The 20,086-nt window shown below is 69.4% G+C and carries 15 protein-coding genes; 6 read left to right on the top strand and 9 right to left on the bottom strand.

All coding sequences use genetic code 11. The features are described 5' to 3' along the window. From B0W88_RS18670 to B0W88_RS18630, 9 genes are all read right to left on the bottom strand, one after another. Positions 1 to 1,621: hypothetical protein (locus tag B0W88_RS18670; protein WP_198937874.1), on the bottom strand; the 1,621-nt coding region annotated here is incomplete at its 3' end. A 4-nt stretch (positions 1,622 to 1,625) separates the two neighbouring features. Next, positions 1,626 to 2,366, bottom strand: coding sequence for an alpha/beta hydrolase-fold protein (locus B0W88_RS33690; RefSeq protein ID WP_077036144.1), 741 nt, complete (start codon positions 2,364 to 2,366; stop codon positions 1,626 to 1,628). After that, entirely contained in the window at positions 2,363 to 5,329 is a 2,967-nt protein-coding gene (locus B0W88_RS33685; protein WP_158080887.1) for a discoidin domain-containing protein, read from the bottom strand. The genes B0W88_RS33690 and B0W88_RS33685 overlap by 4 nt, the downstream gene beginning before the upstream one ends. Positions 5,330 to 5,337: 8 nt before the next feature. Then, positions 5,338 to 6,147: a carbohydrate ABC transporter permease gene (locus B0W88_RS18655; RefSeq protein ID WP_077036142.1), complete on the bottom strand. Its 810-nt coding sequence runs from the start codon at positions 6,145 to 6,147 to the stop codon at positions 5,338 to 5,340. Then, positions 6,144 to 7,013 carry a carbohydrate ABC transporter permease gene (locus B0W88_RS18650; RefSeq protein WP_198937873.1) on the bottom strand — a complete coding sequence of 290 codons (870 nt, stop codon included), beginning with the start codon at positions 7,011 to 7,013 and terminating at the stop codon, positions 6,144 to 6,146. The genes B0W88_RS18655 and B0W88_RS18650 overlap by 4 nt, the downstream gene beginning before the upstream one ends. Next, positions 7,010 to 8,260 (bottom strand): sugar ABC transporter substrate-binding protein, encoded by a 1,251-nt coding sequence (locus B0W88_RS18645; protein WP_198937872.1) that lies wholly within the window; start codon positions 8,258 to 8,260, stop codon positions 7,010 to 7,012. Before B0W88_RS18645 ends, B0W88_RS18650 begins: the two co-directional genes overlap by 4 nt. Beyond that, positions 8,257 to 9,654, bottom strand: coding sequence for a glucoamylase family protein (locus B0W88_RS18640; protein ID WP_077036141.1), 1,398 nt, complete (start codon positions 9,652 to 9,654; stop codon positions 8,257 to 8,259). The genes B0W88_RS18645 and B0W88_RS18640 overlap by 4 nt, the downstream gene beginning before the upstream one ends. Positions 9,655 to 9,666: 12 nt before the next feature. Next, positions 9,667 to 12,645, bottom strand: a complete 2,979-nt coding sequence (locus tag B0W88_RS18635) for a TonB-dependent receptor domain-containing protein (RefSeq protein ID WP_077036140.1) — start codon at positions 12,643 to 12,645, stop codon at positions 9,667 to 9,669. 63 nt (positions 12,646 to 12,708) lie between these two features. Beyond that, positions 12,709 to 13,734, bottom strand: coding sequence for a LacI family DNA-binding transcriptional regulator (locus B0W88_RS18630; RefSeq protein WP_077036139.1), 1,026 nt, complete (start codon positions 13,732 to 13,734; stop codon positions 12,709 to 12,711). A 228-nt stretch (positions 13,735 to 13,962) separates the two neighbouring features. Between B0W88_RS18630 and B0W88_RS18625 the strand changes: the two genes are divergently transcribed. The 6 genes from B0W88_RS18625 to B0W88_RS18600 all read left to right on the top strand — a co-directional run. Next, positions 13,963 to 14,871 (top strand): LysR family transcriptional regulator, encoded by a 909-nt coding sequence (locus tag B0W88_RS18625; RefSeq protein ID WP_077036138.1) that lies wholly within the window; start codon positions 13,963 to 13,965, stop codon positions 14,869 to 14,871. Next, positions 14,868 to 16,280, top strand: coding sequence for a 3-isopropylmalate dehydratase large subunit (leuC, locus tag B0W88_RS18620; protein WP_077036137.1), 1,413 nt, complete (start codon positions 14,868 to 14,870; stop codon positions 16,278 to 16,280). The genes B0W88_RS18625 and leuC overlap by 4 nt, the downstream gene beginning before the upstream one ends. Positions 16,281 to 16,282: 2 nt before the next feature. Beyond that, the gene (gene leuD / locus B0W88_RS18615; RefSeq protein ID WP_077036136.1) at positions 16,283 to 16,933 is read left to right on the top strand and encodes a 3-isopropylmalate dehydratase small subunit; all 651 of its coding nucleotides are present in this window, start codon (positions 16,283 to 16,285) and stop codon (positions 16,931 to 16,933) included. 12 nt (positions 16,934 to 16,945) lie between these two features. After that, complete coding sequence (gene leuB / locus B0W88_RS18610; RefSeq protein ID WP_077036135.1) at positions 16,946 to 18,040, top strand: 3-isopropylmalate dehydrogenase; 1,095 nt, start codon at positions 16,946 to 16,948, stop codon at positions 18,038 to 18,040. Between the two features lie 97 nt (positions 18,041 to 18,137). Further along, positions 18,138 to 19,250: an aspartate-semialdehyde dehydrogenase gene (asd, locus tag B0W88_RS18605; RefSeq protein ID WP_077036134.1), complete on the top strand. Its 1,113-nt coding sequence runs from the start codon at positions 18,138 to 18,140 to the stop codon at positions 19,248 to 19,250. Positions 19,251 to 19,527: 277 nt separating this feature from the next. Beyond that, on the top strand, positions 19,528 to 20,086 hold a 559-nt coding region (locus B0W88_RS18600), incomplete at its 3' end, for a FimV family protein (RefSeq protein ID WP_369973907.1).

Genomic DNA, 20,086 nt, shown 5'->3' with positions numbered 1-20,086 from the left:
GGCCCTGCAGGTCGACGGCCTCGGCGGGCGTGGGCAATTCCAGCCGCAGTGCCGCGCCGGGCAGGCGGCGGCCCAGCGAGCTGCCGGCCAGCGCGGCCAGGCGCCAGCCGCCGGGGCAGGCGAGCGGCTGCAGTGGCAGGCCGGGGCCGGCATCGTCGTCGTCGCAGCGGGCGTCGAAGGTGAGCGTGATGGCCAGCGGCGGGCCTTCGAGCACGCGCAGCGCGAGGCCCATCCGCTCGGGCTCGGGGCCGGCGGTGCTGCGCACTTCCAGCAGGCCCAGCGCATGGGCATACAGCCAGCGGCAGCCCTGCGGCTCGATCTCGAAGGCCGAGGGCAGCCCCAGCAGCTGCCAGCCGTGCTGGGCAGAGCCGATCCAGGCGCGCAGGCCCTGGCTGCGGTAGAAGCCCAGCATGCCGCGCTGGGTGCTCAGCATGCGGCCCAGCTTCACATGGCCCTGGGTCAGCATCGAGTGGAAGACGCCGCCCATCCAGCAGGTGCTGGTGAGCGCGCGTTCGTCCGGTGTGAGATGCTCGCCGGCGCGCAGCACATGGCCGTGCGGGCGGGCGACGGCCAGTTCCTTGGCGCGCAGCACCACGTGCCGGGCGCCGGGCTGGAAGAAGGAGATCAGGCGGCCGGCGGCGTCGTGCTCGGCGTGCAGGCGATCGGGGCCGAAGGCGGCGGTGATCGCCGCGTCGTCGAGCTCGCGGGTCGGGAGCATCGGCAGCGCGGCCAGCGGGCCGGCCACGATCGGTGCTGCGGACTCGGCGGCGGGAAGCCGGGCGCCGGTCGCCTCGGGCAGCGCCAGCGTGCCGGTCGCCACGGCCAGGTCGTTCGGGTTGCTGGCCGCCTCGTGATGAGGCAGCAGCGCGGCGAAGAAGCCGCCGCGCCAGCTTGCACCTGGGGTCAGGTCTTGCGCCGCATCTTCCAGCAAGGCGAAGGCGTGCTCGTGCTGCAGCCGCTTGCCGGGCAGGCCCTGCGCCAGCGCCGGCGGCGGCTGGTCCTCGTGCAGCGCGTGGCCGAAGAACTGCAGCGCATCGGTGCCGAAGGACGCGGCGCGGCCCAGCGAGCCGATCATCAGCCAGGGGTTGAGCCCGCCCTGGGCCTGGTTCTGGCGCGCGGCCAGCAGCCAGCCGTGCTGCGGGTGCTCCAGCGGCTGCCAGTCGATGTACTGGCTGACGTAGAACTCGTTGATCGCCACCGTCTGCGGGCTGGCCAGGCCCACGTCCTGGGCCAGCATCAGGCTGGTCTGGCAGGCGGCGGCGCTGCGCAGCTCGACATGCCAGAACCAGGCGGCGGCGCCGGCCGCCAGCCGCCACTGCAGGCGCACCGTCAGGCCTTGCCACTCGCCGCCGAGCGTCAGCGCATCGGCCTCGGCCGCGAGGATCGCCAGCGGCGAGCGCGGGCCCAGCAGCGGCGTTGCCTGCCAGTCGCCATTCGCGTCGTCGCGTCGGCGCAGCCACAGATTGGCCGGACCGCCCTCCAGCGCATTGCCGGGGAACAGGTTCAGCATCAGCGGCGCGTCGTCGGGGCCGGAGAGCAGCCGCTGCGCGGCGCCGTGGCCGGCGTGCAGTTCCAGCGCGAGGCCGGCGCTGTTGCGGAGGATGTGCAAGGGGTTTGTCATGATGTCAGGTACGGCGGTGCGACAGCAGCCAGGGCGTCAGCTGCGGATCCTTGTAGGCGGGGATCCATGAGCCGTGGTTGACGCCGGGGTAGATGATGAATTCGATGTCCCGATCGCCGGCTGCACGCAGTGCATCGATGCAGGCCTGCTGGCCGGCCAGCGGCACCACGTCGTCGCGGTCGCCGTGATAGGCGCGCACCGGCACGCGCTTCATCGCGGCCACCCGGGACGGATCGCCATGCCCGCAGACCGGCGCGATGCCGGCCAGGTCGCCGGGATAGGCGGTGGCCCAGTTCCACACGCCGTGGCCGCCCAGCGAGAGGCCGGTGGCGAGGCTGCGGTCGGTGTCCACGAAGAAGCGCGATTGCAGCGCCAGCAGCAGCTGGTGCAGTTCGGCCGGCTCCCACTCGCGGTCCTCGCGCAGCTGCGGGCTGACCAGCACAAAGGGGTAGGCGGCCTCGCCCTTGGCCACATGCATCGGCGGCCCGTTGCGCAGCACGGCGTCGAGCTCGGTGCCGCGCTCGCCGGAGCCGTGCAGGAAGACGACCAGCGGCCAGCGCTCGGCCTTCTGCTCGTAGTCCGGCGGCAGCCAGACCCACATGCGGTTCAGCGGGCCGTCGTCGATCTTCATCGGCAGTTGCCGGCCGGCGGCGAGGCCCGCGGGCAGCGGCGGGCGCGGCGTCGCGCAGGCGCCCAGCAGCGTGGTGACAGCGAGGGTCAGCAGGGTCTGGCGGCGGTTCATCATTCGGCAACTCCAAGTTCGATGCTGCGGGCATCGGGCGGGATCGGCAGCTCGCGGCCTTCCCATTTCATCGGCTGGTTGTTCAGGCGGGCCAGCGGCAGCTCGCCGTCGGGCCAGGCCAGGCGCAGCGGCGTGCCCTCGGGGCGTTGCTCGATGGCCAGACGCCAGCCGGCGCTGGTGCGCAGCAGGCGCCAGGCGAGCGGGCCCTTCGGTGTCTGCAGGCCGGCGATGCCGACCTCGCCGGCATTGCGGAGCGGGGCGGTGATGCCGGCGCCAAGCACCAGCGCGCCGTCGCTCTCTCGCGAGTACGTGAACAGGTCCAGCGCCGAGCGCAGGTAGTCCGAGGCCACCCAGGCATGCGGCATGTCGCCGAGGAACTGCACCGTGCGGGGCTCGTTCACCACCACCTCGGCCCATTGGCCCCAGGCGGCCGGGCGCTGGTCCTTGAAGAAGAAGGCGAGCAGCGCCTGCGCGTCGGCGGCGCGGCCCAGGCGCACCAGCGCGCCGATATTGCGCAGCTCGTAGGGCGTGTAGTCGCGCTGCGGCTGCGTGCCTGCGGCGCGGGCCAGGGCGGACTCGGCATAGCGGGCGAAGGTCTTCTGCAGCAGCGCGGGCGGGACCAGCTCGGCGCCCTGTGCCGGGTCCAGCACCATCGTCGACGAGGTGGGGTCGTAGTCGCCGCGGTCGGCGGCGCCGCTGAGCACGTCGAGCTGGAAGGCCAGGGCGGTGTTGCGCACGGCGGCCGCCAGGTCCCGGGCGAAGCCGTCGCGAGACCGTTCGACGAGCGCCGTGTCCTCGCCCAGGGCCTGGCCGATCTGGACCGCGTCCTTGTAGCCGCGCAGCGTCCACCAGTCGTCCCAGAACGAGTACGCCGGCTTGTCGGAATAGCCCTCGTGGCTGATCGAGGGCGGCATCAGGCCTTTCGCCTGCGGCGGCGTGTCCGGCCCTTGTGTCTGCGCGCGCAGGCCGTCCATGTAGGCCACGACCTGCTTCACCCGCGGCCAGTGCCGGGCCAGCCAGGCCTTGTCGTGCGTGTAGCGCCAGACCTCGGCGACGGCGAAGATGAACTGGCCGTGCGCGTCGTTCTCGGCCACCGGATCGGCGCCGAAGCGGTCGATGCAGCAGGGCACCTTGCCGCTGGCGAAGATCTGCGGGGCGAACCAGTCGACGAAGTCGCGCGCCGCATCGGTCTCGCCCATGCGCAGCAGTGCCTCGACCATCATGGCCCCGTCGCGGATCCAGCTGCGGCCGTAGCTGCGGGTGCCGGGGCGCAGCGCAGGGCCCTCCCGGGAGAGCAGGATCTGCGCGGTGGCGGTGGCCAGCGTGCGGGCCAGCGCCTCGTGGCCGGGCGGCAGTGTGAGCTTCACGCGCGAAAGGCGCTGGCGCCAGGCACGGGCGATGGCGTCGAGGTCGGGGGGCGCGCCCAGCCGGGTGTCGGGCGACAGGGCGAAGGCGTAGTCCAGCGAGCGGGATTCGCCCGGCTGCAGCGTCAGCGTCGGGCTGGTCAGGGCGGCGGAAGCGAGGCCGTCCGGGTCGTACAGCTCGCCCTGCAGCGGCGTGGCGCGGAACAGCGCCTCGCGGTCCAGTCCGGCGGCGAAGGGCAGGGCGCGGACGGTGAGCGGCGCGCCCGCGCGCAGCAGGGGCTGGTTCCCCAGGGTCAGGTCTTGCCCATTCCAGGCCAGTTGGCGAATCGCGCTGATGCCGCCGGGGGTGCTGAGGAACTGCTGGGGCGGGTTCACCTGCAAGGGGCGCAGCAGCAGACTGAAGTCGAGCGTCAGCGGCGCGCGGCCGGTGTTGCGCAGGGTGTAGCGGGCCAGCAGGCGCGGGGCCTCGCGCGGGCCGTCTGCGGCGGCGCGGATGTCGAGCTGCAATCCCGGCCAGGCGAGATGGACCTGGGGCAGCCAGCCCTCGCCGAGCGACTGGCCGATGGCCGCGCCGTCCCAGGCCAGCCAGCGGCCATCGCTCAGGCGGATCTGCGGCTCGACGCTCGGGCCGCCGCGGCCGATCTCCAGCGCACCGTCCTCGCCGATCAGCGCCGAATGCTCGGCGCCGCCGTCCACGCCGACCACGGTCCAGTAGCTCTGCTGGCCGCCGAAGGCGCGGGGCAGGGTGCCGGCGGGCAGGCGGCGTGCCAGCCCGGCCAGCATCGCGTTGCGGTCGGGCCAGTCCGGATCGGCGCCGGGCTCGGGGCTGGGCAGGCGCAGCTCGGCCAGCTCGAAGCCGCGTTCGCTGCCCTCGATGCGCAGCCAGCGGGCCTGGGATTCGGGCAGCCAGAAGGCGTCGAGCGCGGTGGCGTCGCGGGCCAGCGTCAGCTGGGTCCAGTGGTGGCCGTCCATCGAGCTGCTGACCGAGAAGCGCTTCGGCGCCGTCGCCCAGCGCAGCAGCAGGCCGCTGAAGTCGCGCTCGCGGCCGAGGTCGACCTGCAGCTGCGTGCCCTGCGCCTTCATGAGCACGGGGCGGGATGGCGGCGTGGTCAATGGCGTGCGCGGGCGCAGGCTCAGCGCAGTGAGGCAGATTTCGCCGCGCCCGGCCTTGGCGCCGGGGCCCGTGCTGGCGACCACCAGTTCGACGGCGGCGGTGCGCTTCAGCGTCCTGTCCTCGGCCGGCCCCCAGGCGAAGGCGATGCCGCGCCGGCCGGCGCGCAAGACCTGACCCTGCGCAGTCGGCTGGAACCCGGGCCTGTTGATCCACCAGACGTTGTTCCCGCTGGCATCCACCAACTTCAGCTGCAGCGCATTCGGCTCGCCCGTGCCCTGCACGGTGGCGCTCAGCTCGAACTCCTCCGGCCAGTCCAGCGGCAGCTCGCGGCGCATCACCGCGTAGCCGGAGACGCTGCCGAAGTCGTAGCGCAGGCACTGCCCGCCGCCGGCGCGCGCCACCACCTGCGCCTGGACCTGGTCGGAGGCCGAGGCCCGCCAGGGCTGGCGCAGGTCCACGCCCGCGACGGCCGCGACGGCCAATGCCAACGCCCCGATCATTGCTTCACCCCACCCATCAAGAGCCCCTGCATGTAGTAGCGCTGCAAGGCCAGGAACAGCAGCAGCACCGGCGCGACGGTGATCACCGCGCCGGCCATCATCATCTCAACGTCCACCACATGCTCGCGCGCCAGCGCGGCCAGCGCGATCGGCAGCGTGTACAGGCGCCCGTCGGTCAGCACGATCAGCGGCCACATGAAATCGTTCCAGTTGCCCAGGAAGGTCAGCACCGCCAGCGTGACCAGCACCGGCTTCATCAGCGGCAGCACGATGGAGACGAAGATGCGCCACTCGCTGGCGCCGTCCAGCCGGCCGGCCTCGATCAGCTCGCCCGGCAGGCCCAGCGCGTACTGCCGCACCAGGAAGATGCCGAAGATGCTGGCCATCGAGGGCACGATCACCCCGGCCCAGGTGTTCACCAGGCCCAGGCCCTTGAGCATCAGGAACAGCGGCAGCATGCCCACCTGGCCGGGGATCACCAGCGCGCCGAGCAGCAGCGCGAAGAGCCGGTCGCGCCCGGCGAACTGCAGCTTGGCGAAGCCGTAGCCGGCCAGCGCGTTGAGCAGCGTGGAGATGATCGTGACCGCGCTGGCCAGGCCCAGGCTGGTGAGGAAGGCGCGGCCGAAGCCGCCCGTCTTCAGCAGCTCGGTGTAGCGGGCCAGGCTCGGTTCGGCGGGCAGCAGCGGCGGCGGGTAGTTGCTGGCCTCGCCGGGGCGCATCAGCGAGACGGAGACCATCCACAGCAGGGGCGAGATGGCCAGCAGCGCGGCCAGCGCAAGCACGACATTGACGGCGATGCTCTTCATGCCTCGGCCGTCCTCGCCATCCGCATCAGCCCGCGCGTCACCACGACGATCAGCCCGAACAGCAGGAAGGCCACCGCCGAGGCCTGGCCCAGGTTCCACCACTTGAAGCCCTGGTCGTACATCAGGTAGAGGACCGAGACGGTGCTCTGCAGCGGGCCACCCTGGGTCATCACATAGGGCTCCGCGAAGAGCTGGAAGTAGCCGGCGGTGGTCAGCACCGCCACGAAGAACAGCGTCGGCGCCAGCGAGGGCAGGGTGATGTGGCGGAACTTCATCCAGCTGCGGGCGCCGTCCAGGTCGGCGGCTTCGTAGAGGTCGGTGGGAACGGCCTGCAGCGCGGCCATGAAGATGATCATGTTGCCGCCGAAGTTCTTCCAGGCGGCGAACAGGATGATCGTCGGCATCGCCCAGTGCGGGTCGCCAAGCCAGTCGACCGGGTTGAGGCCGATCGTCTGCAGCGCCTCGTTGACCAGGCCATAGCGGGTGTGGAACAGGTAGCGCCAGATCACGGCCACGGCCACCAGCGTGGTCACCACCGGCGCGAACAGGGCGGTGCGCAGGAGCGGCTTGAAGCGGGCCAGCGGCGACTGCAGCAGCACCGCCATCCACAGCGACAGGCCGATCGACAGCGGCACGCCCACCGCGACGAAGTAGGCCGTGTTGCCCAGCGCCTTCCAGAACAGCGGCTGCTGCAGCATGTCCCAGTAGTTGGAGAGGCCGACGAAGCGCAGGTTCTTCAGCGAGACCAGGGCGTAGAGGTCGAAGTCGGTGAGGCTCAGGGCCAGGCCGATCAGCACCGGCGCGACGAAGAACAGGCCGATGACCGCCAGGCCAGGCAGGACGAAGCCGATACCTGCCTTCATCATGCGCGGCCTCGCTCATGCAGCCAGCGTCGCTTGGCCAGGATGCGATCCACGTCCTCGTCGAGCGCCTGGACCGTCGCATCCACGCTCTGGCCCTCGGCCGCCGCACGCGCGGCGAACAGCTGCATCTCGTTGGCGATGCGCTCCCACTCGGGTACTGGCGGCGTCGGCCGCACGCGCTCCAGCTGCGCGGCGAAGGCGCGGGTGCGCGCATCGGCATCCAGCGCCGCCCAGGCCGACTTGCGCGGCGGCAGGTCGCCGGTCAGCGCATAGAAGCGGGCCTGCACCTCGGGCCGGCTCAGGAACTCGATCAGCTTGAAGGCTTCAGGACGGCGGCGCGAGCGCTTGAAGAGGACGAGGCTGGAGCCGCCGGCGGTGGAGGCGCCCGGCCCGTTCGGCCCGGGCAGCGGCGCGGTAGACCAGGCGTCCTTCAACTCCGGCGGCAGGCGGCGCTTGAACTCACCGATGTTCCACGGCCCGGAGATGTAGTACGCGAACGTGCCCTTGCCGAACTCCTGCCAGACGTTGGCGATCTGCTGGTTCGACTCGATCGGCGCGAGGCCGCTGCCCAGCAGTTCGAGGCAGAAACCCAGGGCACGGCGGAAGCCCGCGCCGGAGAAATTGCCGCGGGTGTTGGCGTCCTTCAGCAGCGGCTCGCCCTGCTGCAGCGCCAGCGCCAGCAGCGGCTCGAACTCGTTGTTGGGCAGGATCAGCGGCTGCTTCACCGGCCCGGCGGCCAGCCTGCGCATCTGCGCCGTCCACTCGGCCCAGTCGCGCGGCGGCGCATCGAAGCCCACCTTCGCCAGCAGGTCGCGCCGGTAGAACAGCAGCCGCGTGTCCACGTACCAGGGCAGGCCCAGCAGCTTGCCGCCGATGACGTTGGTGCTCCAGATGCCGTCGAAGTAATCCGTCATGTCGACGGTGCGGGAACCGGCGACGAATTCGTCCAGCGGGCTCAGCGCGTCCAGCGCCGCCAGCTCGGCCACCCAGGTGTTGCCGAGCTGGGCGATGTCGGGCGTGGCGTCGCCGGCGAAGGCGGTCAGCAGCTTCTCGTGGGCGGCCGTCCAGGGCAGCTGCTCGATGCGTACCTCGATGCCGGGCTGCTCGCGGCGGAAGTCCTCCAGCAGGTCTTCGACGACCTCGCCCTCGCGTCCCATGGCCCAGAAGCGCAAGGGCTCGGTGCCGCTGCGGCCGCAGCCCGCGAGGGCCGCAGTGCCAGCCAGCAGCGCCTCGCGTCGGCGGATCGTCAAAGCCAGCCCCCTCGCATGCCCGCCACCTTGAGCCCGCGCTTCAGGTGCTCGTTGCGCCGGCAGATGCGCCAGACCAGGCCGTCGCGCTTGTTGGCCAGCATCGCCAGCAGCGGGCCCTGGTCGATGCCCAGCATGTCGGTGTCGAACCAGCCCAGCCCCGGCACGACCTTGCCCTTGTCCAGCTTCACGTCGGTGAAGGTGAAGCTCGGGTTGAAGGCGTCCACGAAGCCATAGCGGCCGTACAGGTGTTCGCCATAGGTCTCGCGCATGTGCAGCAGCGCGCGGGTCGACTCCTCCGGCGTGAAGGCGATGGACGAGCCGGCGCCGTAGGGGGCCAGCGTGCCGTCGTCCCAGGTGCGTCCGCCGACGCCGCGGCCGGCGTAGGAGTGGAACTCCCGCTCGCGGCCGTCGACCTTGCGCTTGACGTCGGCCGGCCCGTCGCAGGCGGTGATGCCCCAGCAGTCGGGGCCGTAGCCCTTCCAGCCCTGCGGGTTGGCGCTGGCGTAGGCGCGCTGGGCCAGCGTGGCGCGGCGCGAGTTCTCGAAGAAGTCGATGCCCTTGCCGCGGAAGAACTCGTCCTGCACGCCGCGCAGGTCGAACCAGCACTGCGTGAACTGGTGGCCGAACAGCGGAGGGAAGCGGGCGAAGGTCTGGCCCCACTCGGTGCCCCAGGCTTCCGGCAGGCCGACGGCCCAGGCGGCATAACTGTCCGCCTTGACGGTGCCGCGCGGGGAGCCGAGCGCGACCAGGTAGACCAGCAGCGACTCGTCGTAGGCGCGCCAGTCCCAGGGAATGAACCCGCCTTCCGGATGCCAGCCGTGGCTCACCAGCGGCGGGCGCACCATCGCCCAGTTCCAGTCCACCCGCTCGTAGATCGCGTCCACGCTGTTGCGGATCTTGGCCTCGGCGGCGGTGTTGCCGTCGAAGTAGCTCTGGCAGGCCAGCATGCCGGCCAGCAAGAGCGCGGTGTCGACGGTGGACAGCTCGGTGCGCGCGAAGCGGGTGCCGGTCTTCGCATCGAGGAAGTGATAGAAGAAGCCCTTGTAGCCGGCGCGGCCCTCGACCTCCTTGCCCTGCGGCGCGGTGAGGAAGAAGTCCAGCGTCGTCTGCACCCGCTCGCGCGCCGCCTCGCGAGCGACCCAGCCGCGCTCCGCGCCGACGAGGTAGCCCGTCAGCGCGAAGCCGACCGCGGCGATCGAGCAGAAGCTCTCGCTGGGCCAGCGGTCGTGGGCGAGGCCGTTCTTCGGGGTGGTCTCCCAGAAGAAGTCGAAGGTGCGGCGTTCGAGTTCGTCGAGGAAGGCGGCGGCCGGCGTGGTTGCCCACGCCGGCAGGGCGGCGTCGAGCAGGCCGGCGCCACCGGCCAGGACCAGTTGGCGCCTGGTGAGTTCAAGCATCGTGTCGTCGGGTCAGAACGTGTAGCTCAGGCCCAGCTTGAACTGCCGCATCGGGCCGCGCACGCCGGTCTTGGTGTCGAAGTGCGCATTGTCGCCACCGAGCGCGTTGGCCGGCGGCGTCGACGGGCCGCCGACCCAGTCGTCGTAGAAGCCCCAGTTGGCCGTGTTGAACAGATTCAGCACGTCCAGCCGCACCTGGAACTCGCCGCCCAGCGACTTGAAGTTCTTGGCGATGGCCATGTCGAACTGCTTGAAGTTCTCGGAGTCGCGTTCGACGTTGACGCAGGAGCCGGCCGTCGTGTCGTTGGCGAAGCCGAGGTGGCAGTCGGTCACCTTGCGCGGCTGGCCGCTGCCCAGCGTCAGCTTGCCGGAGAGCTGCAGGCCCCACGGGAGGCGGTCGGTCAGGCCGCCGACGACCAGTCGGTTCTTCTCGGCGTCGAGCGTCGGGTGGAAGGTGTGGGTGGTCTTGCCGTAGGTCCAGTCGAAGATGCCGTCGGACCAGTCGTTGTTGGTCGTGCGGGCGTTGGTGTGGGTGAAGGCGACAGTCATGCTCCAGCCGCTGGCCTGGGTGTAGGGCTTCTCCAGCGAGAGGAACAGGCTGCTGGCCTTGTTCTCGCCGACGAAGTCGCCCAGCACCAGGGTGCCGTAGCCGTTCGGGCCGCCCCACAGCGGGTCGATCGGGCTCTGGGTGCCCCAGCCGCCGTTGGGATCGCGGTTGCCGCCGAACCAGATGAACTGGTTCTTGGCATGGATGTTGGACAGCGCGACGTCCATGTTCCAGCTGCCCAGCGCCTGGCGCAGGCCGATGCTCATCTGGTCGGCGAAGGGCATCTTGAACTTGTTCCTGATCATCCAGATCTCGCCGCCGGCCTGGGCGTTCTTCTGCAACTCGTCCAGTGCGTTGTTGGCCATGCGGCGGTCGTAGCTGCGGCCCCAGCCGCCGTAGATCACGGTGGCCTTGTCGCCCAGCACGTCGTAGGACGCGCCCAGGCGCGGCGCCAGCGCGCCCTTGAAGGGCTTGCGGGAGCTGCCGTCGGAGATGTAGTCCTCGATGTTGACGCCGCCCTTGGCCAGCGACTGCGCGTAGGTCTGGCCGGCCGGCGCGACGATGCCGTTGATCGTGCGCCCGTCGATGCCGCGCAGCGCCGCCACCCGGTCGGCCGGCGTGACGTAGTCGTTGTTCAGCATATTGTCTTCATAGTCCCAGCGGGCGCCGAGGTTCAACTCGAGCTGCTTGGTGAGTTTCCAGTCGTCCTGCAGGTAGATGCCGTACTGCTTGTTCTTGAAGTTGGCGGACGCCGACGGGATGGCCGGCTGGATCTCGCACTGGTCGCTCTTCAGGCCGTTGTTGCTGATGTTGGTGCCGGTGCAGGTGAGGCCGCTGAAATAGGGTTGGCCGGTGACGGAGTCGAGCACGGTGTTGATCGTCGCCACGCGGAAGGCGGTGCCGCTGAGCTCGTACTTCATCGCCTTGAGTTGCACGCCACCCTTGACCACATGGCCGGCGACGCCGGTGAAGGTCAGGTCGTCCTTCAGGTAGATGCCCTTCTGGCGGCGGTCCTGCGAGTTGGGCGAGCCGCCGGTGAAGAAGATGTCCTGGACGTTGTTCAGCGAGTTGCTGGGCGAGTACTTGTAGCGGACCTGCGGATCGGTCGAGTCCGACTGCGGGTTCCACTTGGAGTTCTCCGCGCCGATGCGGGCCTCGTTGAGCCAGGGGCCGCGGGTCAGTTCATGGCTCAGGTCGATGCGGTACTCGTTGTTGTTGTTGTTGATCGCGGTGCTGGGGGCGAAGCGGTCGCCGTCGACCGAGTAGCTGGTCTCCTTGCGCAGCGTCATCGACAGGTCCAGCTTCTGGCTGTCGTCGATCTCCGCGGAGAGCTTGCCGAACAGCAGGTGTTCCTTGAACTGGCCCTTGAAGGAGCCCTGCTGGTCGAGGATGGCTTGCGACACGCCGGGCAGGCCGGGGTAGTGGGCCGAGGTCAGCGTGTCGGGGCCGATGGTCAGCTGGCGCGGCTTCTCGATCGACTTGTTGTCGTAGGCGACGAAGTAGTGCAGCACGTCCTGCTTGATCGCGCCGCCGAGGCTGAAGCCGGCCTCGATCTGCTTGTAGGAGGGCGGGGGGATGCCGTTGGCCTTGTCCTGTTCCTGCACCGGGCTCAGCGAGGTCCAGTTGCTGCCGGTACGGTTGACGTAGACGTTGCCATGGGTCTCGTTGGTGCCGGACTTGGTCACCGCGGCGATCGCCACGCTGGAGACCTGGTCGAACTCGGCCTTGTAGTTCTGCGTCAGCACCCGGTACTCGGCGATGGCCGTCTGCGGGAATGGGTTGCCCTGGCTGGTGTCCTGGCCGACGACGCCGCCGCGCAGGATGTTGTTCTTGTGGCCCACGCCGTCGATGAAGACGTTGACCGCGTCGATGTTCTGCGAGCCGCCGCGCAGCCGGGTGTTGCCGCTGGAGTCGGTGTCGAAGCGCACGCCGGGCGCGAAGTCGGCGGCGGAGAGGAAGTTGCGGGTGGCCTGCGGGATCGCCTCGATCATCCGGTTGGAGACGGACATGCCGACCTGCGAGTCGATCACGCCCTGGCGCTGGGCGTTGCCGGTGACGACGACGGTCTCCAGCTGGTTGCTGCCGCTGGCGAGGTCCAGCGTGGCGTTCTCGCCGACGCTGACCGAGATCGTGCTGCCGCTGGTGCCGCCACCGACGCGGATCTCGTAACTGCCGGGCTGGAGGCTCGGGAACACATAGCTGCCATCGCCCAGCGTCTTCGTGCGGTAGGTGTTGCCGTTGGCCTTGTTGATCGCCAGCACATCGGTACCGGCCGGCGCCTTGGCGCCCGCGGCGGTGATCGTGCCGCGCACGGTGGCGCTGGACATCTGCGCCAGCGCCGGCGGGACCGCGGCGAGGAGCAGGCCGCCGAGCAGGCCGGCGGCCAGCAGGTGGCGGGTGAGGGCGCGCGGCTTGGTGCGCGGGGCTTGGGTGTCGGTCGTCATGGCGCTTTGTCTCCTGTGTGCTGCTGTGTTTATGGACGCGTTCAACCGGGGGAAGGAAAGGGGTCAGTGGCGCGGTGGTGCGCCTCGCGAAGGGGGCGGCTGCGGCGCGCTGGAATCGCGCACGATCAGCTCGACGTTGAGCAACTGGTCGAGCACCGGCTCGGCCTGCGGCTCGCCGATCTGCTGCACCAGCGCCTCGACCGCCAGCGTGCCCAGGCCCACCACCGGCACGCGGATGGTGGTCAGCGTGGGGCTCAGGTAGCGGGCGATCGGGATGTCGTCGAAGCCGGCCACGGCCATGTCCTGCGGCACGGAGATGCCGCCCTCGCGCAGCGCGGCGATCAGGCCGATGGCCATCATGTCGTTGCAGGCGAAGACGGCATCGGGCCGCGGCGTCATCGCCAGCAGTTCCTGGCCGGCGCGCCAGCCGGCGGCCTCGGTGAAATCGCCGGGCTGCACCAGCGGCGCGGCGCCCGCGGCCTGCACCGCGTCGGTGTAGCCCTGCTGGCGGGCCAGCGCCTCGGGGTTGCTGGCCGGGCCGGCGATCAGCGCGATGCGGCGGCGGCCACTGGCCTGCAGGTGCTCGACCATGCGGCGCGCGCCGCCGTAGTTGTCCACGCGGAAGGTCGGGTGCGCCCGTCCGGCCAGCGTGGTGTTCATCAGCACGACGGGCAGGTCGGCCGGCAGGTTGCCGCGCAGGAAGTCCTCGTCCACGTGGGGCGACATCAGCAGCAAGCCGTCCACCCGGCCGTTCATCGCGCGCATCGCGGCGGCGGCCTCGTCAGCGTCGCCATGCGAGCTGGACAGCAGCAGGTGCAGGCCGCGGGCGCGGGCGGCCAGGTCGATGCCGCGGATCAGCTCGGAGAAGTATTCGCCGTGCAGGTCCGGCAGCATCGCGCCGATGGTCTGCGTGCTGCGGGTCGAGAGGCTGCGCGCCGCGCCCGAGGGTACGAAGCGCAGCGCCTTGGCGGCGGCCTCGATGCGCTCGCGGGTCTCGGGCAGGACCTTCTCGGTGCCGTTGAGCGCGCGCGAAACGGTGGCTACCGACACACCGGCGGCCTTGGCGACGTCACGAATCGTGGCGGGCATCGCTTGGTTCCTTGTCTCCATCGTTCTTGTTCGATGTAAACGGTTTCTGAAACCGGTTACATGGCGCGCAGCATCCGCCAGCCGGTGCTTGCGTGTCAAGAATCTGTGCGCGTGGATGTGCTTGTTTTGCTACAGCGTGCGCCCACGCGATGGATTCGTGCCGAACGAACGCTAGCTTGGTATTTGCGGTAAATTCGCCTCTCTACGCGAAACCATAATCAGCTCGCCATGCGCCTCGACCTCACCACGCTGAACCTGATCCTCGCGATCGAGCAGACCCGCTCGATCACGCGCGGGGCCGAGCGCGAACACCTGGCGCTGGCCGCGGCCAGCAAGCGGGTGTCGGACCTGGAGGCCCGTTTGGGTGTCCAGCTCTTCGAGCGGCGTGCCCGCGGCGTCGAGCCCACCGAGGCCTGCCGCGCGCTGGTGCGCCACATCCGCTCGCTGCATGCCTCGCTGCATGCGCTGGAGAGCGAGGTGGTCGAGTTCGCCCGCGGCATCAAGGGCCATCTGCGCATCGCCGCCAACACCGGCTCGATCGCCGAATGCCTGCCGCCGGACCTGGCCGCCTTCTCGCAGGCGCATCCGCAGATCCGCATCAGCCTGGAAGACACGACCAGCGCCGAGGCGCAGGCGGCCGTGGCCGAAGGGCGGGCGGACATCGGCGTGTTCACCCCGCCGCTGCTGGACAACCGCATCCAGACCTGGAACTACGCCAAGAGCCGCCTGGCCGTGCTGGTGCCCAAGGGCCACGCGCTGGCCAAGCGGGCCAAGGTCAGCTTCTCCGACCTGCTGGACTACGACCTGATCGGCCTGCATGCCGGCGCCTCGGCGCAGGAGCTGATGCGCGAGCAGGCCCAGGCCCGCGGCCGCACGCTCAACGCGCGCCTGCAGGTGCGCGGCTTCGATGCGATCGCGCAACTGGTCGAGGCCGGCCTGGGCGTCGCGGTGCTGCCGTCCGCGCCGGCCGAACGATTCTCCAAAGTGTTCGCGGTCCAGACCGTCGCCCTCGACGAGGACTGGGCCGCGCGCGACTACTGCCTGGGCGTCTTGCGCCAGGAGCGCCTGCCCGCCGTGGTGCAGCGCTTCGTCGACGCCCTGTGTCCCACCCCCACTGCTGAAAGCCACAAGCCATGACTGCACGCACCCTCTACGACAAGCTCTGGGACGAGCACGTCGTCCACACGGAAGACGACGGCACCACCGTCCTCTACATCGATCGCCATCTGGTCCACGAGGTCACGAGCCCGCAGGCCTTCGAGGGCCTGGACATCGCCGGCCGCAAGGTCTGGCGCCTGTCGGCGAACCTGGCCGTCAGCGACCACAACGTGCCGACCACCGACCGCCGCCACGGCATCGCCGATCCGGTCTCCAAGCTGCAGGTGGACACGCTGGACGCCAACTGCGACCGCGTCGGCATCACGCAGTTCAAGATGAACGATGTGCGCCAGGGCATCGTCCACGTGATCGGCCCCGAGCAGGGCGCGACGCTGCCGGGCATGACGGTCGTCTGCGGCGACAGCCACACGTCCACGCACGGCGCCTTCGGCGCGCTGGCGCACGGCATCGGCACCTCTGAAGTGGAGCATGTGCTGGCCACGCAGACGCTGCTGGCCAAGAAGGCCAAGAACATGCTGATCAAGGTCGATGGCCAGGTGCCGCGCGGCGTCGGCGCCAAGGACATCGTGCTGGCGATCATCGGCAGGATCGGCACCGCCGGCGGCACCGGCTACACGATCGAGTTCGCCGGCTCGGCGATCCGCGCGCTGAGCATGGAAGGCCGCATGACCGTCTGCAATATGGCGATCGAGGCGGGCGCTCGCGCCGGCCTGATCGCCGTGGACGAGACGACGATCGCCTATTGCAAGAACCGCCCGTTCTCACCGACCGGCGTCGAGTGGGACCAGGCGGTGCGCTACTGGGCCACGCTGCATTCGGATGCCGGCGCGCACTTCGACAAGGTGGTCGAGCTGGACGCCGCGCAGATCCGCCCGCAGGTGACCTGGGGCACCTCGCCGGAGATGGTGCTGTCCATCGAGGACCGCGTGCCCGATCCCGACAAGGAGAAGGACGCCGTCAAGCGCGACGCGATCGAGCGCGCGCTGACCTATATGAACCTGGAGCCCAACAAGGCGATCGACGACATCGCGATCGACAAGGTCTTCATCGGCTCCTGCACCAACAGCCGCATCGAGGACATGCGCGAGGCCGCCGCCGTGGTGCGCCGCATCGGCGGGCGCATCGCCAAGAACGTCAAGCTGGCGCTGGTGGTGCCGGGGTCAGGTCTTGTCAAGCAGCAGGCCGAGGCCGAGGGGCTGGACGAGGTCTTCAAGGGCGCGGGCTTCGAGTGGCGCGAGCCCGGCTGCTCGATGTGCCTGGCGATGAATGCCGACCGGCTGGAGCCGGGCGAGCGCTGCGCCTCGACCAGCAACCGCAACTTCGAGGGCCGGCAAGGGCAGGGCGGGCGTACCCACCTGGTCAGCCCCGCCATGGCTGCTGCTGCGGCCATGGAAGGCCATTTCGTCGACATCCGCAGGATCTCGTAATCATGGACAAGTTCACCATTCACAAGGGCCTCGTCGCCCCGATGGATCGCGCCAATGTCGATACCGACGCGATCATTCCCAAGCAGTTCCTGAAGTCGATCAAGCGCAGCGGCTTCGGCCCCAACCTGTTCGACGAATGGCGCTACCTGGATCACGGCGAGCCGGGGCAGGATCCGGCCTCGCGCAAGCCCAACCCGGACTTCGTGCTGAACCAGCCGCGCTACCAGGGCGCCTCGGTGCTGATCGCGCGCGACAACTTCGGCTGCGGCTCCAGCCGCGAGCATGCGCCCTGGGCGCTGGAGCAGTACGGCTTCCGCGCCATCATCGCGCCGAGCTTCGCCGACATCTTCTTCAACAACTGCTTCAAGAACGGCGTGCTGCCTATTCAGCTGCCGGAGGCGCAGGTGGCGCGGCTGTTCGACGAGGTTTTCGCCTTCCCGGGCTACCAGCTGACGGTGGACCTGGAGCGCCAGGTCGTCGTCAAGCCGGACGGCGCGGAGCTGCCCTTCGACGTGCAACCGTTCCGCAAGTACTGCCTGCTGAACGGCTTCGACGATATCGGCCTGACGCTGCGCCACGCCGACAAGATCAAGGCCTACGAGGCCGAACGCCTCGCCACCAAGCCCTGGCTGGGCAACCGACTCGCTGGATGAATTGACATGACTATGAAGATCGCAATCCTCCCCGGTGACGGCATCGGCACCGAGATCATGGCCGAGGCCGTCAAGGTCCTGAACGTGCTCGACCTGAAGTTCGAGATGGAGACCGCCCCGGTCGGCGGTGCTGCCTACGAAGCCAAGGGTCACCCCTTGCCCGAGTCGACGCTGCAACTGGCCAAGGACGCCGATGCGGTGCTGTTCGGCGCCGTCGGCGACTGGAAGTACGACAAGCTCGAGCGCTCGCTGCGCCCCGAGCAGGCGATCCTGGGCCTGCGCAAGCACCTGGGCCTGTTTGCCAATTTCCGACCGGCAATCTGCTACCCGCAGCTCACGCATGCGTCCAGCCTCAAGCCCGAACTGGTGGCGGGTCTCGACATCCTGATCATCCGCGAGCTGACCGGCGACATCTACTTCGGCCAGCCGCGCGGCCGCCGTACCGCGGTGGACGGCCACTTCCCTGGCGCCGATGAAGCCTTCGACACGATGCGCTACTCGAAGCCCGAGATCGAGCGCATCGCCCATGTCGCCTTCCAGGCCGCACGCCTGCGCAACAAGCGCGTCACCTCGGTGGACAAGGCCAACGTGCTGGAGACCTTCCAGTTCTGGAAGGACGTGGTGTCCGAGGTTCACCAGCAGTATCCCGACGTCGAGCTGGACCACATGTACGTGGACAACGCCGCGATGCAGCTGGTCAAGGCACCGAAGAAGTTCGACGTGATGGTCACCGGCAATATGTTCGGCGACATCCTCAGCGACGCCGCCGCAATGCTGACCGGCTCGATCGGCATGCTGCCCTCGGCCTCGTTGGACAAGAACAACAAGGGCCTGTACGAACCCAGCCATGGCAGCGCGCCGGACATCGCCGGCAAGGGAATTGCCAATCCCCTGGCTACAATCCTCTCCGCTGCCATGATGCTCAAGTTCTCCCTCAACCAGCCCGAAGCAGCCGCTCGAATCGAAGCGGCTGTGGACGCTGTGTTGTCCCAAGGTCTGCGCACCGCGGACATCTGGAGCGAGGGCACCCAGAAGGTGGGCACGCGCGAGATGGGTGATGCGGTCGTTGCCGCCATCACCACGACGACCAAAACCATTAAGGGCTAGTTCAGCTCCGGTTCGTCTCGCCCCTACAAACCCGGCGACCGAGCCGGGGCAAGAAGAACCCGAGGGTTTGTTTTTGTAGGCGATAAAGGAAAGAGCGATGACGACATTGGTTGGTTTGGTGGGCTGGCGCGGCATGGTCGGCTCGGTGCTGATGGACCGCATGGCGGCAGAGCGGGATTTCGACCTGATCGAGCCGCTGTTCTTCAGCACCAGCAACGCCGGCGGCGCCGCCCCGGCGTTCGCCAGGAACGAGACGACGCTGCAGAGCGCGTACGACATCGAGCAGCTCAAGCGCTGCGAGATCATCATCACCGCCCAGGGCGGCGACTACACCACCGAGGTCTTCCCCAAGCTGCGCGCCGCCGGCTGGAACGGCCACTGGATCGACGCCGCCTCCACGCTGCGCATGGCCGATGACGCGGTCATCGTCCTGGACCCGGTCAACATGCCGGTCATCAAGGACGCGCTCGCCAAGGGCGGCCGCAACTGGGTCGGCGGCAACTGCACCGTGAGCTGCATGCTGATGGGCGTGGGCGCGCTGTACAAGGCGGGCTTGGTCGAGTGGATGAGCACGCAGACCTACCAGGCGGCCTCCGGCGGCGGCGCGCAGCACATGCGCGAACTGCTGACGCAGTACGGCACGCTGAACGCTTCGGTGAAGAACCTGCTGGACGACCCGAAGAGCGCGATCCTTGAGATCGACCGCCAGGTGATCGCGAAGCAGCGCTCGCTGTCCGCCGAGGAGACGGCCAACTTCGGCGTCCCCCTGGGCGGCTCGCTGATCCCGTGGATCGACAAGGACCTCGGCAACGGCCAATCCAAGGAAGAATGGAAGGGCATGGCCGAGACCAACAAGATCCTCGGCTCGGGCGCGATCCCGGTCGACGGCTTCTGCGTGCGTGTCGGCGCGATGCGCTGCCACAGCCAGGCGCTGACCTTCAAGCTCAAGAAGGACGTGCCGCTGGCCGATATCGAGGCGATGATCGCCGCCGACAATGAGTGGGTGAAGGTGGTGCCGAACACCCGTGAGGCGACGATCAAGGACCTGACCCCGGTGGCCGTGACCGGCACGATGACGATCCCCGTGGGCCGCATCCGCAAGCTGGCGATGGGCCCCGAGTATGTCGGCGCGTTCACGATCGGCGACCAGCTGCTGTGGGGTGCGGCCGAGCCGCTGCGTCGCATGCTGCGCATCCTGCTGGATCAGTGAAACCACCCACAGGCGTTGCCGGCGAGCGACAGGCGCCGGTAACGGGGCGTGAATGACGGACCAGGCGTCCGCTATTCACGCTTTGCATGAGCGTTGGAGCGTATATGCTTGATGCCGTTGCGATTCCGCCATAGGGATCGACGGCAAGTGATACCGCTGAGGGCAGCATCGTGGTAACAACGATCGCAAGAAACATAACTGTCAGAACAGGCGGACACCGGTTGGTGCCCGCCTTGTTGCTTTGGGGAACGCCTTGAAAAAAGAAAACCGCGCTCCGATGGCCCAGGGGCAAGAACGGGGTGCTTTTGCCCTGAGCCATATCGCGGCCGCCTCGGTGCTGGCGCTCGGTGCCATCGCCAGCAGTTCCGCATGGGGTCTGGGCCTCGGGCGGCTGACGGTGCAGTCGGCGCTGGGTGAGACCCTCAAGGCCGAGATCGACATCACGAGCCTCAGCACCGAGGAGGCCGGCACGCTCAAGGTGCGCATCGCGCCGCCGGAGCTCTATCGCAGCAACGGCGTCGAATACAACAGCGTGCTGTCCGGCACGCAGGTGCAGGTGCAGAGCGTCGGTGGCCGCAATGTGCTGCGGGTCAGCAGCGACCGCGCGGTGCAGGAGCCCTTCATCGACGTGATCCTGGAGCTGAGCTGGAACAGCGGCCGCCTGGTGCGCGAATACACGCTGCTGTTCGATCCGCCGAGCCTGCCCAAGCCGGTGGTGGCGCCGCCCGCGGTCGCCACCGCGCCGGCGATTTCTCCGGCGGTGCCGACGGCCGCGCCCGAGCCTGCCGGCGCCCCGCTGCCGCCGCTGGCCCGCGCTCCGGCCGCAGCGCCAGCCG

This window comes from Pelomonas sp. KK5, assembly GCF_001984095.1.
Lineage (GTDB): Bacteria > Pseudomonadota > Gammaproteobacteria > Burkholderiales > Burkholderiaceae_C > KK5.
The sequence above is the reverse complement of the archived record's forward strand: the minus strand, read 5'-3'. Positions and strand labels throughout refer to the sequence as shown.

Bases quoted from the DNA above. Each gene is read 5' to 3' on its own strand.
- B0W88_RS33690 (WP_077036144.1), bottom strand. From the start codon at position 2,366: ATGATGAACCGCCGCCAGACCCTGCTGACCCTCGCTGTCACCACGCTG.
- B0W88_RS18655 (WP_077036142.1), bottom strand. From the start codon at position 6,147: ATGAAGAGCATCGCCGTCAATGTCGTGCTTGCGCTGGCCGCGCTGCTG.
- B0W88_RS18650 (WP_198937873.1), bottom strand. From the start codon at position 7,013: ATGATGAAGGCAGGTATCGGCTTCGTCCTGCCTGGCCTGGCGGTCATC.
- B0W88_RS18640 (WP_077036141.1), bottom strand. From the start codon at position 9,654: ATGCTTGAACTCACCAGGCGCCAACTGGTCCTGGCCGGTGGCGCCGGC.
- B0W88_RS18635 (WP_077036140.1), bottom strand. From the start codon at position 12,645: ATGACGACCGACACCCAAGCCCCGCGCACCAAGCCGCGCGCCCTCACC.
- B0W88_RS18630 (WP_077036139.1), bottom strand. From the start codon at position 13,734: ATGCCCGCCACGATTCGTGACGTCGCCAAGGCCGCCGGTGTGTCGGTA.
- B0W88_RS18625 (WP_077036138.1), top strand. From the start codon at position 13,963: ATGCGCCTCGACCTCACCACGCTGAACCTGATCCTCGCGATCGAGCAG.
- leuC (WP_077036137.1), top strand. From the start codon at position 14,868: ATGACTGCACGCACCCTCTACGACAAGCTCTGGGACGAGCACGTCGTC.
- leuD (WP_077036136.1), top strand. From the start codon at position 16,283: ATGGACAAGTTCACCATTCACAAGGGCCTCGTCGCCCCGATGGATCGC.
- leuB (WP_077036135.1), top strand. From the start codon at position 16,946: ATGAAGATCGCAATCCTCCCCGGTGACGGCATCGGCACCGAGATCATG.
- asd (WP_077036134.1), top strand. From the start codon at position 18,138: ATGACGACATTGGTTGGTTTGGTGGGCTGGCGCGGCATGGTCGGCTCG.